The sequence below is a fragment of the Saccharothrix sp. AJ9571 genome, assembly GCF_021725495.1.
In the GTDB taxonomy this organism is placed as follows: Bacteria; Actinomycetota; Actinomycetes; order Mycobacteriales; family Pseudonocardiaceae; genus Amycolatopsis; species Amycolatopsis magusensis.
The window spans coordinates 9490924-9504085 of record NZ_CP091382.1 but is presented as its reverse complement, the minus strand read 5'-3'; the positions used below and the strand labels follow the sequence as shown (position 1 = coordinate 9504085).

The following is a 13162-nucleotide window of genomic DNA, read 5'->3' as shown; positions in this document are numbered from 1 at the left end:
TTCAGAGCGGACTGCCCCAGCTGTCCTGGTAGGTCAGCTCCTCGGGCGGAGTGCGTGGCGCGGGCTTGAAGTCGGTCGCCGTGGTGTAGGCGACGGGCAGCAGGCCGACCTGCGTGACGTCGTCCGGGATGCCCAGGATCTCGGCGGCTTCGGCCTCGCGTTCGAGGTGGTAGCTGGTCAGCGTGGAGCCGAGGCCGCGGGCCCGCAGCGCCAGCTGGAAGCTCCAGACCGCCGGGAAGATGCCGCCGTAGAAGACCGAGAGCGCGTCGTTGCCGCCGTGCGGGCGGCCCAGCAGGCACGGGATGACCAGCACCGGGACTCGCTCGATGATGTCGACCAGGTGCCGTGCCGAGGCGAGCGTGCGCGCCCGTTGAGGACTGTCCGCGACCTTCGCGTCCAGGTACGCCGTGCCGACTTCGCGGAAGAGCGTGCCGAGCCGGTCGCGGCGCTCCTGGTCGCGGACCACCAGCCAGCGCCACTGCTGCGTGGCGCCCGCGGTCGGGGCCTGCACCGCCAGGCGCAGGCAGTCCAGGAGCACCTCCCGCTCCACCGGCCGGTCCAGGTCGAGCTTCCGGCGCACCGCGCGGGTGGTGCCGAGCAGGTGATCGGTGACCGCGAGATCCATGCCTACCCCCAGGACGGGTCGTCAGTGCCCAGAGCTTAGGCACTCACGACCCGCCGGAGGAGGCTCAGCTGGCGCCGAACTGGCGCACGGCCTGGTAGTACGTCCACGCCGCCGCGTTGCACGCCGCCGCGCCACCGCAAATGCCCTTCATGTCGGCGTAGAAGTTGTCGTCGATCCGCAGCCGGTTGCCGTCGGTGAACCGGCTCTGCTTCTTGTAGTTGCGGTACCCGAAGTCGTGCCGCCAGCACGCTTGGGTGAAGTTGTACCCCAGTGGCTTGTCCGGCGACCACGAGCAGGCGTCGGTCGACCAGTCCAGGTCGCCCGGGTAGGTCCCGCGCACGCTCACGAAGCCCGACAGCGACTTGCCGAACAGGTAGTTGTCGGTCACCGCTCGCGCGTCGATCGCCTGCGCGGTGCCCGCGCCCAGCACGAGACTTGCGGCCACGGCCGCGGAAACGGTGAACTTGCGCAGGAGGCCGCGGACTGGTCTGCGACGGGTGGTGGGCTCGGGCAGGGCGGTCACGGACATCGCTGTTCTCCCTCGCTGTGCTCTGACTGGCGAGCACAGCATTGGGGAGAACGGACCCGCGCCGCCACCGCCTTGCGTAGGAAAGCCAGTGAATTCCTCCCAAAGATTCCACCACGCTGATTTGTGACCGAATGGAGCTCAGAGTGAGATGTCGGCCAGGCTGATGCCGTGGAATGGCGCGGATACGACGTTCTTCAGTCGCGGTGACCACACCGCGTGTCCATGACCGGTCCAGATCGGCGCGGCGGGAAGATCCCGGAGCAACTGGTTCTCGACCAGCCGGTACCGCTGCGCGCGCTCTTCTTCGTCAGGCGCTGACGAAGCGGCGGTGACCAGATCGCCGAATCCGGCGCCCGCGTACCCGGTCGCCGCGGTCAGGGCGGCGACCGTTTCGCCGGGCGTCGCCGCTTGCACGGTGATCGCCAGTGGCCCGTCCAAGTTCCCTTCGTGACGGGGTTTCGCGACCACGGGGAAGCCGAGCGCCCCCTGGATCTGCTCGGCCAGTGCCCGCGCCCAGAACTCCTCATCGGGGCCGTAGTAGAGGCTGGTTTCGCCGCTGAACCCGCCCTGTGAAGCCAATGCCTTCGCCGCGGCCGGATCGTGGCTGCACGGGCGGCAGGTGCCCGACCGCTCGCCGGGCAGGGCGCCCCGGGCGGGGTCGGCCTGGTCGCCGAGTGGGCCCTTCGCCAGTGCCGCGCGATCGGCGGCCATGGCGAAGGCGAACCGCACGGCCGCGTCCTCGAACCGCTTGTCCCCCAAGGGGAACACCAGGTAGCCCGCCGACGGCAGCGGCCACAGCGCGTGCCGGTCGGCGAAGTCGGCGTGCATCGCTTCGTGTCGGGCGCCGGGGACTTCGACGGCCAGATCGAGCGTGCCCGCCTTCACTTCGTCGTACTGCGCGCCGGAATCGCCGACCCGGAGGTCGATCTCCTTGGGCTTGCCCGGTTCTTCGGTGACGCGCACCAGTTTCGCGCCACGGCCCGGTTCCCACGGGGACGCGAGCCGGTAGGGCCCGTTACCGATCGGATTCCGCGAGAATCCGGCCCAGTCACGGGAAACGAGCACCGATCCGGGCAGCGGCAGGAAGGCCGGAGCCGTCAGCTTCACCGGTACCTCCCCGGACGGCTGCCCGAGCACGATCCGCACGGTGGTGTCGTCGACCGCGGTGATCTCCTTGGCGCCCAAGGAACTGCCGGTGAGCCGCCAAGTGTCCGCATAGGACTTCGCGGTGACCGGTGTGCCGTCGTGGAACCGCCCGGCCGGTGGCCGGACCGTCCAGGTGACCAGGTCCTCGCTGGTCGCCGCCGACGGCGGGATCGGCGTCCACAGCGCCGAGGCGACGGTCCGCCCGGCCTGGTCGCGGAGCTCGCCGGGCACCAGGCTGCCCGGCTCGGGCAGTCCGACGGTGAGCACGTCCGGTGACGGCGGCTCGGCCTCCGGGGTGCAGGCGGCCGAAGCCACGGCCAGCACGGCGGCCAGAGCCAGGGGGAGCACACGCATGGAGTCTGTCTAGCACCAACGGAAGGCGGTTGTATCCGGTGAATCCGGCGCCCTACAGTACCGGGGGCTCGTCCTTGGGAGGTCGCTGATGCTCCGCTCCTGCCTGACCCTCGTCCTCGTCGCCGCCACCGCGCTCGTCACCGCGCTGCCCGCCGGGGCCTGCGGTGAAGAAGACGGGCCCGAACCCAAGGCGGCCCCCGCCGCCGGTGCGCCAGGGGCGGTGAAGAACGTCGAAGCGGTCGGCAACGTGCCGGACGCGCAGGGCGCCATCGCGCTCGAATTCCCCGACTACGGACGCCGTGACGTGATGGTGGTGTCCGGCGAGTTCGGGCTGAAGACCTACGACCTGGCCAATCCGACCGCGCCCAAGCTCATCGGCGAACTGAGCCTGCCCGGGATGTGGGAGACCGAGAACACCGAGGTCGACCGCAAGCGCAAGCTGGTCTTCCTGGCCAGGGACCCGCGGGCCTTCGGCGGCAACGTGCGCACCGGCGAGTCCGGCATCTACGTGGTCGACGTGAAGAACCCCGAGAAGCCGGTGGTCCGCAGCTACGTCCAGGTCCCCGCCGGGCACACCACCAGCTGCATCGACGACTGCCGCTACCTGTGGACCGGCGGCCCGGCCAAGGCCGACAACCAGCCCGCCGACTGGGGCGGCCGCCCGATCTGGGTGACCGACGTGCGCGACCCGGCCAAGCCGAAGGTGCACCCCGAGCCGATCGAGCTGGCCCGCAACGACGGCAAGACCGACTACGTGCACGACGTGCAGGTCGACCAGACCGGCATCGCGTGGGTGTCCGGCCGCGGCGGCGTGCGCGGGTACTGGACGAAGGGCTGGCACCGCGACCCCGTGCAGGGCAAGTGGCGCAAGGCGACCCCGGTCAATCCCGTGCCGTACGCCGGCGGTGGCATCGAAGAGACCGCCGCGCCGTCGAAGTTCATGCACAACAGCCTGCGGCCGATCGAGAACGGCAAGTGGGGTGAGAACAACCTGATCTACGCGGTCGAAGAGAGCTTCCTCGACGGCTGCGCCGGCGACGGCGTGCTCGTGATCTCCTCGCTGGAGGGCTCCTACGGCGGCCAGGGCTGGCGGTCCACCCCGGAGGACCCGTTCCGGCTGAAGACGGTCGGCACCTGGGGCGTGGCCGGGCAGGAGGGCAGCGATCCCGCCTCGGGCGACTGCTCGGCGCACTACTTCGACCTGCGCGGCGACATCCTGGTGCAGTCCTTCTACGCCCAGGGCACCCGCTTCCTCGACGTCAGCGACCCGACCGACCCGAAGCAGATCGCCTACCACCGGCCAGCCGACGCCGCGTCCTGGGCGCCGTACTGGCACAAGGGCCTGGTCTACGTCGCCGACAACACCCGCGGCGTGGACATCCTGCGACTCAAGAACTGAGTTCCAGCAGCATCCGTGTGTTGCCGAGCGTGTTCGGTTTCACAAAGGGGAGGTCCAGGAACTCGGCGACACCGGGGTCGACCGAGCGGCGCATCTCCTCGTAGACCTCCTGGGACACCGGGGCGCCGTCGATCTCGCGGAAACCGTGCCCGGCGAAGAACGAGGTTTCGAAGGTGAGCACGAACAGGCGGCGCAACCCCAGCTCCACCGCGTGCTGGATGAGCCGCCCGACCAGCGCGCGCCCGATGCCCTTGCCGCGCGCCTGCTTGCCCACCACGATCGTCCGGAGCTCGGCGAGGTCCTCCCACAGCACGTGGAGCGCCCCGGCGCCGACCACCTCGCCGCCCACTTCGACCACCCAGAACTCCTGCACGTTCTCGTACAGGGTGACCAGGTCCTTCTCCAGCAGCACCCGCCCGGCGTCCGCGTCGACCAGCTGCTTGATCTCGCGGACGTCGGCGATCAGGGCCCGGCGGACGACGACCTGGTCCGCGTCTTGCTTCATCGGCACGTCCGCCAACCTAGCCCGGCGCCGCCGGACCCGACCGTGGCGCCCGGGGGGCGACCCCCGAACCCCGGGCAAATGCCGGTTACGCTGAACCTCGTGCCTTCTTCCACCACGAACGCCTCATCCAGCCCGCGGCGGGTCTCGCTGCTGACCCTCGGGTGCGCCCGAAACGAGGTCGACTCCGAGGAGCTGGCCGGCCGCCTGGCGGCCGGAGGCTGGGAGCTGGCCGAGGAGCCGGAAGGCTCCGACGTGATCGTGGTGAACACCTGCGGCTTCGTGGAGCAGGCCAAGAAGGACTCGGTGGACACCCTGCTCGCCGCCGCCGACACCGGCGCGAAGGTGGTCGCGGTGGGCTGCATGGCCGAGCGCTACGGCGCGGAGCTGGCGGAAAGCCTGCCCGAGGCCGACGCGGTGCTCGGCTTCGACCACTACCCCGACCTCGCCGAGCGCCTCGGCGACATCGTCTCCGGGCACGCCGTGCCTTCGCACGTGCCCGCCGACCGCCGCACCCTGCTGCCGATCAGCCCGGTCCAGCGCCAGGCCGCGGCGCAGGACGTGGGCCTGCCGGGGCACGCGCAGGAGGGCTGGGGCCCGCGCGTGCTGCGCACCCGCCTGGACTCCTCGCCGGTGGCCGCGCTGAAGATCGCCTCGGGCTGCGACCGGCGCTGCTCGTTCTGCGCCATCCCGTCCTTCCGCGGCTCCTTCGTCTCCCGCCGCCCGGACGAGCTGGTCGCCGAGGCGCGCTGGCTGGCCGAGCAGGGCGTCAAGGAGCTGTTCCTGGTCAGCGAGAACTCGACCTCCTACGGCAAGGACTTCGGCCGCGAGTTCGGCGGCACCCGGGCGCTGGAGCTGCTGCTGCCGCGGCTGGCCGAGGTCGAGGGCATCGAGCGCGTGCGCGTGTCCTACCTCCAGCCCGCCGAGACCCGGCCGGGCCTGGTGCAGGCGATCGCCACCACGCCGGGCGTGGCCACCTACTTCGACCTGTCCTTCCAGCACTCCAGCGAGACCGTGCTGCGCCGGATGCGCCGGTTCGGCTCCACGGACTCCTTCCTCGCGCTGGTCGAGCAGATCCGCGAGTACGCGCCGGACGCGGGCATCCGCACGAACGTCATCGTCGGCTTCCCCGGCGAGACCGAGGCCGACGTCGCCGAGCTGGAGCGGTTCCTGATCGGCGCGCGGATGGACGCGGTGGGCGTGTTCGGCTACTCCGACGAGGACGGCACCGAGGCGGAGACCTTCGACGGCAAGCTCGACGAGGAGACCGTCGCCAAGCGCGTCGCCCGCGTCTCCGCGCTGGTCGAGGAGCTGACCACGCAGCGGGCCGAGGACCGGATCGGCGACTTCGTGGACGTGCTGATCGAGTCGGTCGAGGACGGTGAGGTGACCGGCCGCGCCGCGCACCAGGCGCCCGAGGTCGACGGCGAGTGCGTGCTGGTCGACGCGGGGGAGTACGAGGTCGGCGAGTTCGTGCGCTGCGAGGTGACCGACTCCGCCGGAGTGGACCTGATCGTGCGTCCGGCGGGCGCGGACCGGTGAGTACCGCGCCCAGCGAACCGGCCGAGGGCGGGACCGAGGTGCCGCCACCGCGGCCGGTCGCGCAGCCCGAGCCGACGCCGGTGCCCACGCTCAACATGGCGAACCTGCTCACGTTGTCGCGGCTGGTGCTGGTGCCGCTGTTCATCGCCGCGTTGTTCGCCGGGGACGGCACCGAGACCTTCTGGCGGGCCATCGCCACCGCGTTGTTCGCCGTCGCCTCGTTCACCGACCAGGTCGACGGCTGGGTGGCGCGCAAGTACGGGCTGATCACCGACTTCGGCAAGATCGCCGACCCGATCGCGGACAAGGCGCTGATCGGCGCCGCGCTGATCGGGCTGAGCGTGCTCGGCGAGCTGGGCTGGTGGGTGACCATCGTGATCGCCGTCCGTGAGATCGGCGTCACCCTGCTGCGGTTCTGGGTGATCCGGCACGGGGTGATCCCGGCCAGCCGCGGCGGCAAGGCGAAGACCATGGCGCAGATCGCCGCGATCACCGTCTACCTGCTGCCGCTGCCCGCCTCGGCGGACTTCGTCGGCTGGGCGCTGATGGGCCTGGCGCTGGTGCTCACCGTGGTCACCGGGGTCGACTACCTGGTGCGCGCGCTGAAGCTGCGGGCGCTCGGCGACCGGACCGGCACCACGTCGTGACCGCCGGGAGCGCCCAGGTCGTCGTCGAGGCGCTGATCCGCCGCGGTGAGACGGTCGCCACGGCGGAATCGCTGACCGCCGGGCTGGTCTGCGCGGCGCTGACCGAGGTCCCTGGCTCGAGTGCGGCGGTCCGCGGCGGGCTGATCGTCTATGCCACCGAGCTGAAGGCCACCCTCGCCGGGGTCGACCCGGACTTGCTCGCCACTCGCGGCGCGGTCGACCCGGAGGTGGCCGCGCAGCTGGCCGCCGGGGCGCGAACACGCTGCGGAGCCGACTGGGGCATCGGGCTGACCGGCGTCGCCGGGCCCGCCGGCCAGGACGGTGTTTCCCCTGGCACGGTGCACCTCGGGCTGGCGGGGCCGGGCGTGTCGATCACCCGTGAGCTGCGGTTATCGGGCGATCGGGCGGCGGTCCGGGCGGGCTCGGTGGGGGCCGCGCTGCTCCTGTTGGCGGAACAAATCACCTGAAATCGGCGTTCGCCCTTGGCGTACGAACGTGTGTACTGATGCTATCCACCGAGTTCTCTGGGTAACGTGGACACAGATCGATGGAAGGGAGGCGCGCGATGACCGTGCTGTTGCGTGAGGCGATCGGTGATCGGCTCCGTCATGCCCGCACCAACCAGCGGCGAACGCTGCGCGACATCTCCCGCGCCGCCAAAGTCAGCCTCGGCTACCTGTCGGAGGTCGAACGGGGGCAGAAGGAGGCTTCCAGCGAGCTGCTCGCCTCGATCTGCGAGGCGCTGGAGTTGCCGCTGAGCGAGCTGCTGCACAAGGTGGCCGCCGACGTATCCGCACTGGACAAGGTCAAGGAGACCCTGGACCGCCCCGAGCGTGGTGCCAAGCCGGTCGAGACGGCCACCGCCGAGCGGGGCTTCGAAGGGGGCCGTCCGGTGCCCGAGGTGATCGGTAACGATCTGGCCGACCTCCGGCTCTCGCCACCGCGCATGTCGACCACCCTGCGCACCACCATCACCACCCCGGAGCTGGCCGCGATCGTCGCCGCCTGACCCTCCGGCCCCTGGTGGCCGCCATGAACGCCCTGAGTGGGGCATTATTCGCGAATAGTGCGAGTAATGCCCCACTCAGGGCGTTCGGCCTGGTTGCTCTCGGTAGGGGCCATCCCTGAATTACCCCGGGGTCGCCTGGAACGACGGCGGTCAACCTGACACGATGGAACCCAACGGCGGGTACTCGACGTTGCCTGTTCGGATGGATCGCCCGCCAGGCAGTGGGGGAGGGCCGACCGATCGACGGGCGCGCAGCGCACCCGGTGACAGGACCAGTGGGACGCAAGAAGGCAGGCGGAGGAGATGGCCAACCCTTTCGTGAAGTTCTGGAAGTACCTGATGGCGTCGTTCTCGTCGAAGGTCGACGAGCACGCTGACCCCAAGGTGCAGATCCAGCAGGCCATCGAGGAGGCGCAACGCCAGCACCAGGCGCTCTCCCAGCAGGCCGCTTCGGTGATCGGCAACCAGCGGCAGCTGGAGATGAAGCTCAACCGCCAGCTCGGCGACGTGGAGAAGCTGCAGGCTTCGACCCGGCAGGCACTCGTGCTCGCCGATGAGGCCCGCTCCAAGGGCGACGAGCAGAAGGCGCAGGACTTCGAGAACGCGGCGGAGGGCTTCGCGGCCCAGCTGGTCACCGCCGAGCAGAACATCGAGGACCTGAAGACCCTGCACGACCAGTCGCTGCAGGCCGCCGCCCAGGCGAAGAAGGCCGTCGAGCGCAACGCCAGCATGCTGCAGCAGAAGCTGGCCGAGCGCACCAAGCTGCTCTCGCAGCTGGAGCAGGCGAAGATGCAGGAGCAGGTCTCCAACTCGCTGAACCAGATGTCGCAGCTGGCCGCGCCGGGCAACACGCCGTCGCTCGAGGACGTGCGCGAGAAGATCGAGAAGCGCTACACCACCGCGCTCGGCTCGGCGGAGCTGGCGCAGAACTCGGTGCAGGGCCGGATGCTGGAGGTCCAGCACTCGACCACGCAGCTGGCCGGGCACTCGCGGCTCGAGCAGATCCGCGCCTCGATGAAGGGCGACTCGGTGGCCCAGGTGACCAGCGGGTCCCAGACCGCCGCCGCGGCCAAGGAGCAGGCTGCCACGACGAAGAGCAACGCGAACATCCAGCAGGAGATCCAGCAGCGGGTCCAGGCCGAGCAGCAGAAGAACCAGGCCTGAGACCGGCCTGGCCGACGGGGAGTGGCAGGTGGGTTCGATGGGGCCGGGTAAGCGGGACTTCGGTGAGCTGGGCGCGAAGCTGGAGAAGCACATCGAACGCCTGCCCGACTACGCCCAGAAGGCCCAGGAGAAGCTGCAGAAGTACCTGCCGCCGAACCAGGACGCCGGCGACCAGCGGGATCCGCAGGTGTACCGCAAGGTCTACCCGCCGCAGGAGCAGGCCGGGCTGACCCCGCCCGCCAAGCCCGCCCCGCTCGTGCCCAAGCTGCCGAACCTGCCCGACCTCGCCTCGCTGACCACCGCCGCTCCGGCGGTGGACGGGCTCAAGGCGAAGTGGGTGCAGTGGAACGAACCCGCCGCCAAGCTGGAACGGCGCAAGCGGCGGGCGTCGAGGGCCACCACGTTGTGGCTGGTCCTGGCCCTGATCGGCGTGCTGGTGGTGGTCGCCGGCTTCGCCGCCGCGGCCACCGCCACCGCCGCGCTGATGTCACCCCCGGTGCTGGGCGGCGCCGCGGGCGCCATCGCCTTCACCACGCTCGGCGTGCGGTCGGGCACCCGGCTGCGGCGGCTGAACCGGATGGAGATCCCGGCCAGCACCGCGCCCCCGCCCCTGCCGCCGTCCGGCTCGGCCGCCCGCCGCCCGATGGAGCGGCTGGCCGAGTCCGAGGCCTCGCTGCGGGAGCTGCTGCGCCAGCTGGCCATCCCGAGCACCACCGGGGTCACCGCGGTGCCCGAGGTGTCCGTCGATGATGCCCGCGCCACCGCCGACGAGGCCGCCAAGAGCCTGCGTGGCCTGGCCGGTCGCATCCAGGCCATCGAACGCGCCCGCAACGCCGCCCCCAAGGGTGAGCGCGCCGCCCTGGACGGGGCCGTCCGCACCCTGGCCGAGCAGCTCGACGACGGCCTGGAGGGCTACGGCGCCCTCGTCGCCGCGGCCGGGCGCACGGTGGCTGCGAGCAGTGACGGCATCGGCACCTCGAAGGAAGCCCTCACCGACGCCACCGACCGCCTGGCCGGTCTCGCGATCGCCCTGCGTGAGCTGGGTTCTTGATTCTAGCCGTCCTATGTGGACAGGTATGGACACCGTGTCCGACCGGTGTCACTCTGTGACGGAGTGAAACACGTACGTAACCGAATGGACGTTTCCGTCGCAATCGCGGTTGCCTACCGTTTTCCTCATGAACACCTTGCTTCCGGAGGCACCAGTGCGCTGATCGCGGGTCCCCACGAGGAAAGGACGGCGGCTGTGAACACACTCCCTCCCGAACCGGAGCCGGTATCCACCGCACCGCCGAGTGCTTTCCAGCGGGTGATCACCGCTTACGAGCGCCTGGCCGAGACCGATCGCGCGGGTGACTGGGAAACCCTGCGTTCCGAAGAGGACGTCCTGGTCGAGGCCAAGGCCATCGACGAACGCGTGCGGGCGGGCGAGGACCTGCCACTGGCCGGGCAGTTGCTGGCCACCGGAGCCGGGACGGCGATCGCCGGCCTGCCCGACGGGCCGGGGCTCGCCGAGGTCAGCGCGGTGGCGGTGCAACGGCTGACGCAGGCCGGAGCGGTGGTGCTCGGCCGGGCCGGGAAGGACTCCGTACCGGCCGTGGTCGTCTCCGGGGCCGCCGACCTGGGGCTGGACACCGAAATCCCGGGCTGGCACACCACGTTCGCGCTCAGGGCCACTTCCGGGCTCATCCCGGACACGCCGGTGGTGCACGCGCGCGGGCTGACCCTGGCCCGGCGGGCTCTCGTCGCCGCGACCGAAGCGGGCGCCTGGCCGCGTGCGTACCGGCTGGGCGCCGGGGACCACCCCCGCGTGGCCGTATCGGGTTCGGCCGAACTCGCGCGGCTGCCGATCGGCGTCCGGCGTTCGTTCGACGCCGTGGTCGCCGCGTTCTCCGCTTCGGGCATGCGGATCCAGCCACTGGGCGGCCCGTTCGACGTCCTGCTCGCACCGTCCGCTCTGGACCTCGCCGAGCCGGGAGCGCCGTCGGTGACCGTGCCGCTGGGCGAGGTCGGTGGGGAACCGTTCGGCATCACCCTGTCCACGGCGGCCTACGAGGAGCAGCTGGCCTTCGACCTGGCCGCGTTGCTCACCGCAGCCCCCGCCGGGGAGCCGTATCCGGCCACCAGCGTGGAATTCGTGGTGTTCGGGGAGCAGGTGCGCGGTCGTCCGCTGAGCTCCTGGCTCGCCGAACTGGGCGCGCGGTACGCCGGGGACGTGCTCACCGCGTCGCACTACCGCATGGTGTTGCTCGCCGGTCCCGAAGCCGGTGTGGTGCCGGGCGCGCAGGCGCTGAGCGGTGAGCGGTGGGCCATCTCACCGGACGGCTTCGAGCGCCTGCGCGACGGGTTGCGGGCGCCGCTGCGCGTCACCACGGTCCGGCTGGAGAACGGGGTTTCGCTGCCCGCGGTCACCTGCGATCCGATGGCCGAAAGCACCGAACTGACGTCCTATCGGGACTGGCGGGCGTACCTGAGGTTCCTCAGCGCCGCCGGGCCCAAATCGGCCTAGCGGCCGGCCAGGCCCCGGTGCACCCGCCGCAGCAGGCCGGGGCCGTGCAGGGCGAAGCCGGTGTAGAGCTGGACCAGGCTCGCACCGGCGTCCAGCATCCGCGCGGCGTCGTCACCGGACATGATGCCGCCGACGCCGATGATCGGCAGCCTGCCGCCGGACTCCTTGTGCACGAAAGCGACCACGTCGCGGGCGCGGGCGGTCAGCGGGCGGCCGGACAGCCCGCCCGCCTGCTCGGCGATGCCCGCCTCGGGCCGGATCACGCCTTCGCGGCTGAGCGTGGTGTTCGTGGCGATGACGCCGGAGACGGCGTGCTCCTCGCACACCTCGATCAGCTCGGCCAGCGCTTCGTCGGTGAGGTCGGGCGCGACCTTGACCAGCAGCGGAGTGGCCAGCTTGCCCGCCTTCGCCGCGAGTGAGGACGAGGTGGCCTGGAGTTCGTTGAGCAGCTCGCTCAGCGCACCGCGGTCCTGCAGGCTGCGCAGGCCCGGGGTGTTGGGCGAGCTGACGTTCACCGCGAAGTAGTCGGCGTGCGGGTGCAGCAGCCGCAGCGACTCCTGGTAGTCGGCGACGGCTTCCTCCAGCGGAGCCGCCTTCGACTTGCCGATGCTCACGCCGAGGGGCACCGGCGGCTTGTCGGTCCGCGCCAGCCGCTCGGCCAGCGCGGCGGCGCCGGCGTTGTTGAAGCCCATGCGGTTGATCACCCCGTCGCTGCCGGGCAGGCTGAACAGCCGCGGCCGCGGGTTGCCGGGCTGTGGCAGCCGGGTGACCGTGCCGACCTCGACGAACCCGAAGCCGAGCGCGGGCCAGGCCCGCAGCGCGCGCCCGTCCTTGTCCATGCCCGCGGCCAGGCCGACCGGGTTCGGGAACTGCACGCCGAACACCTTGACCGGGCGCTGGACACCGTAGACGCGGTGCAGCGCGCGCAGCGCGGGTTCGGCCGTGGCGAGCCTGCCGAGCGCGGCGAGGGTGCGTTCGTGCACCAGCTCGGCGTCGTTCTTGCTCAGGCGGTAGAGCGCGGGGCGGACCAGGTTGTCGAAGAGCACGGCTACATGGTGCCGCACCGGCTCTTCCACTCGTCCTCGAGCATGGCGTAGACGAACTCTTCGCCCCATTCGCCCTTGAAGACCTCGGCCTCGCGCAGGTGTGCCTCGCGGCGCATGCCGAGGCGTTCCATCAGGCCCCAGGAGGCGGTGTTGCGGGCATCACACCGGCCGCAGATGCGGTGCAGGCCCAGTTCTTCGAAGCCGAGCCGGAGCAGTTCGGTGGCCGACTCCCTGGCGTACCCCCGGCCGTGGTGGGCGGGGTGGAAGACGAAGCCGAACTCACCCTGGCGGTGGTCGCGGCTGAGCCACTGGAGGTTGAGGTCGCCGATCAACTGCCCGGTTCCGGCGAGTTCGACGGCGACGGCGAGGAATTCGCCCTCGCGGTCCAGTGTCGCATTGCGGATGCGGGTTTCCAGCGCGAGCGCGGATTCCTCACGCGTGCGCGGTTCCCAATAGAGGAAGCGGGCCACCTCGGGCCGCGACTGGAAGTCGTTCAGCTCGTCGAGGTCGGCCGGGGTGAACGCCCGGAGCACCAGTCGTTCGGTGCGGATCGGGAAGTCGGGTCGGAGCAAAATTCCCCAGATTTTTGCTGGTGCACTTGTGGGTTTCCCCGGTGCGTCTCCCGCACGCCGTCAAACGCGCGGGCCCGTGCCGGACCGTTGCTCGGGAGCACCGGGGAACCGGTGACTG

At 71.1% G+C, this 13162-nt stretch carries 14 protein-coding genes; 8 read left to right on the top strand and 6 right to left on the bottom strand.

Annotation, left to right across the window (positions count from 1 at the left end; genetic code table 11):
- Position 1: 1 nt before the first annotated feature.
- The 3 genes from L3Q67_RS43165 to L3Q67_RS43155 all read right to left on the bottom strand — a co-directional run bounded on the left by L3Q67_RS43165 (position 2) and on the right by L3Q67_RS43155 (position 2654).
- The gene (locus L3Q67_RS43165; protein ID WP_499187161.1) at positions 2–625 is read right to left on the bottom strand and encodes a nitroreductase family protein; all 624 of its coding nucleotides are present in this window, start codon (positions 623–625) and stop codon (positions 2–4) included.
- Positions 626–689: 64 nt separating this feature from the next.
- Positions 690–1154 carry a phospholipase gene (locus L3Q67_RS43160; RefSeq protein ID WP_499187160.1) on the bottom strand — a complete coding sequence of 155 codons (465 nt, stop codon included), beginning with the start codon at positions 1152–1154 and terminating at the stop codon, positions 690–692.
- Between the two features lie 138 nt (positions 1155–1292).
- Positions 1293–2654, bottom strand: a complete 1362-nt coding sequence (locus tag L3Q67_RS43155) for an ABC transporter substrate-binding protein (RefSeq protein WP_499187159.1) — start codon at positions 2652–2654, stop codon at positions 1293–1295.
- Between the two features lie 88 nt (positions 2655–2742).
- Here L3Q67_RS43155 and L3Q67_RS43150 point away from each other — a divergent pair, with 88 nt between their 5' ends.
- Positions 2743–4053 carry an LVIVD repeat-containing protein gene (locus L3Q67_RS43150; protein ID WP_499187158.1) on the top strand — a complete coding sequence of 437 codons (1311 nt, stop codon included), beginning with the start codon at positions 2743–2745 and terminating at the stop codon, positions 4051–4053.
- On the opposite strand, the gene L3Q67_RS43145 is transcribed toward L3Q67_RS43150, so the two are convergent.
- On the bottom strand, positions 4043–4558 hold the full coding sequence (locus L3Q67_RS43145; RefSeq protein ID WP_499191786.1) for a GNAT family protein: 516 nt from the start codon (positions 4556–4558) through the stop codon (positions 4043–4045). The genes L3Q67_RS43150 and L3Q67_RS43145 overlap by 11 nt on opposite strands.
- A 99-nt stretch (positions 4559–4657) precedes the next feature.
- Here L3Q67_RS43145 and rimO point away from each other — a divergent pair, with 99 nt between their 5' ends.
- The 7 genes from rimO (at position 4658) to L3Q67_RS43110 (ending at position 11426) form a co-directional block, all read left to right on the top strand.
- Entirely contained in the window at positions 4658–6097 is a 1440-nt protein-coding gene (gene rimO, locus L3Q67_RS43140; protein WP_499187157.1) for a MiaB/RimO family radical SAM methylthiotransferase, read from the top strand.
- Positions 6094–6744: a CDP-diacylglycerol--glycerol-3-phosphate 3-phosphatidyltransferase gene (pgsA, locus tag L3Q67_RS43135; protein WP_499187156.1), complete on the top strand. Its 651-nt coding sequence runs from the start codon at positions 6094–6096 to the stop codon at positions 6742–6744. Before rimO ends, pgsA begins: the two co-directional genes overlap by 4 nt.
- Positions 6741–7211, top strand: a complete 471-nt coding sequence (locus tag L3Q67_RS43130) for a CinA family protein (protein WP_499187155.1) — start codon at positions 6741–6743, stop codon at positions 7209–7211. Before pgsA ends, L3Q67_RS43130 begins: the two co-directional genes overlap by 4 nt.
- Positions 7212–7309: 98 nt before the next feature.
- Positions 7310–7753: a helix-turn-helix domain-containing protein gene (locus tag L3Q67_RS43125; protein WP_209665331.1), complete on the top strand. Its 444-nt coding sequence runs from the start codon at positions 7310–7312 to the stop codon at positions 7751–7753.
- Between the two features lie 303 nt (positions 7754–8056).
- Complete coding sequence (locus tag L3Q67_RS43120; RefSeq protein WP_499187154.1) at positions 8057–8917, top strand: PspA/IM30 family protein; 861 nt, start codon at positions 8057–8059, stop codon at positions 8915–8917.
- Between the two features lie 37 nt (positions 8918–8954).
- On the top strand, positions 8955–9968 hold the full coding sequence (gene pspM, locus L3Q67_RS43115; RefSeq protein ID WP_499187153.1) for a phage shock envelope stress response protein PspM: 1014 nt from the start codon (positions 8955–8957) through the stop codon (positions 9966–9968).
- 195 nt (positions 9969–10163) lie between these two features.
- On the top strand, positions 10164–11426 hold the full coding sequence (locus L3Q67_RS43110; RefSeq protein WP_499187152.1) for an amidase: 1263 nt from the start codon (positions 10164–10166) through the stop codon (positions 11424–11426).
- On the opposite strand, the gene L3Q67_RS43105 is transcribed toward L3Q67_RS43110, so the two are convergent.
- Together L3Q67_RS43105 and L3Q67_RS43100 are read right to left on the bottom strand one after the other, a co-directional pair.
- Positions 11423–12472 carry a dihydroorotate dehydrogenase gene (locus tag L3Q67_RS43105; RefSeq protein WP_499187151.1) on the bottom strand — a complete coding sequence of 350 codons (1050 nt, stop codon included), beginning with the start codon at positions 12470–12472 and terminating at the stop codon, positions 11423–11425. The genes L3Q67_RS43110 and L3Q67_RS43105 overlap by 4 nt on opposite strands.
- 2 nt (positions 12473–12474) lie before the next feature.
- A complete protein-coding gene (locus L3Q67_RS43100; RefSeq protein WP_499187150.1) occupies positions 12475–13044 on the bottom strand; it encodes a GNAT family N-acetyltransferase in 570 nt (189 codons plus the stop codon).
- Between the last annotated feature and the right edge of the window lie 118 nt (positions 13045–13162).

Coding starts and splice junctions, on each gene's coding strand:
- L3Q67_RS43165 (WP_499187161.1), bottom strand. CDS start 625: ATGGATCTCGCGGTCACCGATCACCTGCTCGGCACCACCCGCGCGGTG.
- L3Q67_RS43160 (WP_499187160.1), bottom strand. CDS start 1,154: ATGTCCGTGACCGCCCTGCCCGAGCCCACCACCCGTCGCAGACCAGTC.
- L3Q67_RS43155 (WP_499187159.1), bottom strand. CDS start 2,654: ATGCGTGTGCTCCCCCTGGCTCTGGCCGCCGTGCTGGCCGTGGCTTCG.
- L3Q67_RS43150 (WP_499187158.1), top strand. CDS start 2,743: ATGCTCCGCTCCTGCCTGACCCTCGTCCTCGTCGCCGCCACCGCGCTC.
- L3Q67_RS43145 (WP_499191786.1), bottom strand. CDS start 4,558: ATGAAGCAAGACGCGGACCAGGTCGTCGTCCGCCGGGCCCTGATCGCC.
- L3Q67_RS43125 (WP_209665331.1), top strand. CDS start 7,310: ATGACCGTGCTGTTGCGTGAGGCGATCGGTGATCGGCTCCGTCATGCC.
- L3Q67_RS43120 (WP_499187154.1), top strand. CDS start 8,057: ATGGCCAACCCTTTCGTGAAGTTCTGGAAGTACCTGATGGCGTCGTTC.
- pspM (WP_499187153.1), top strand. CDS start 8,955: ATGGGGCCGGGTAAGCGGGACTTCGGTGAGCTGGGCGCGAAGCTGGAG.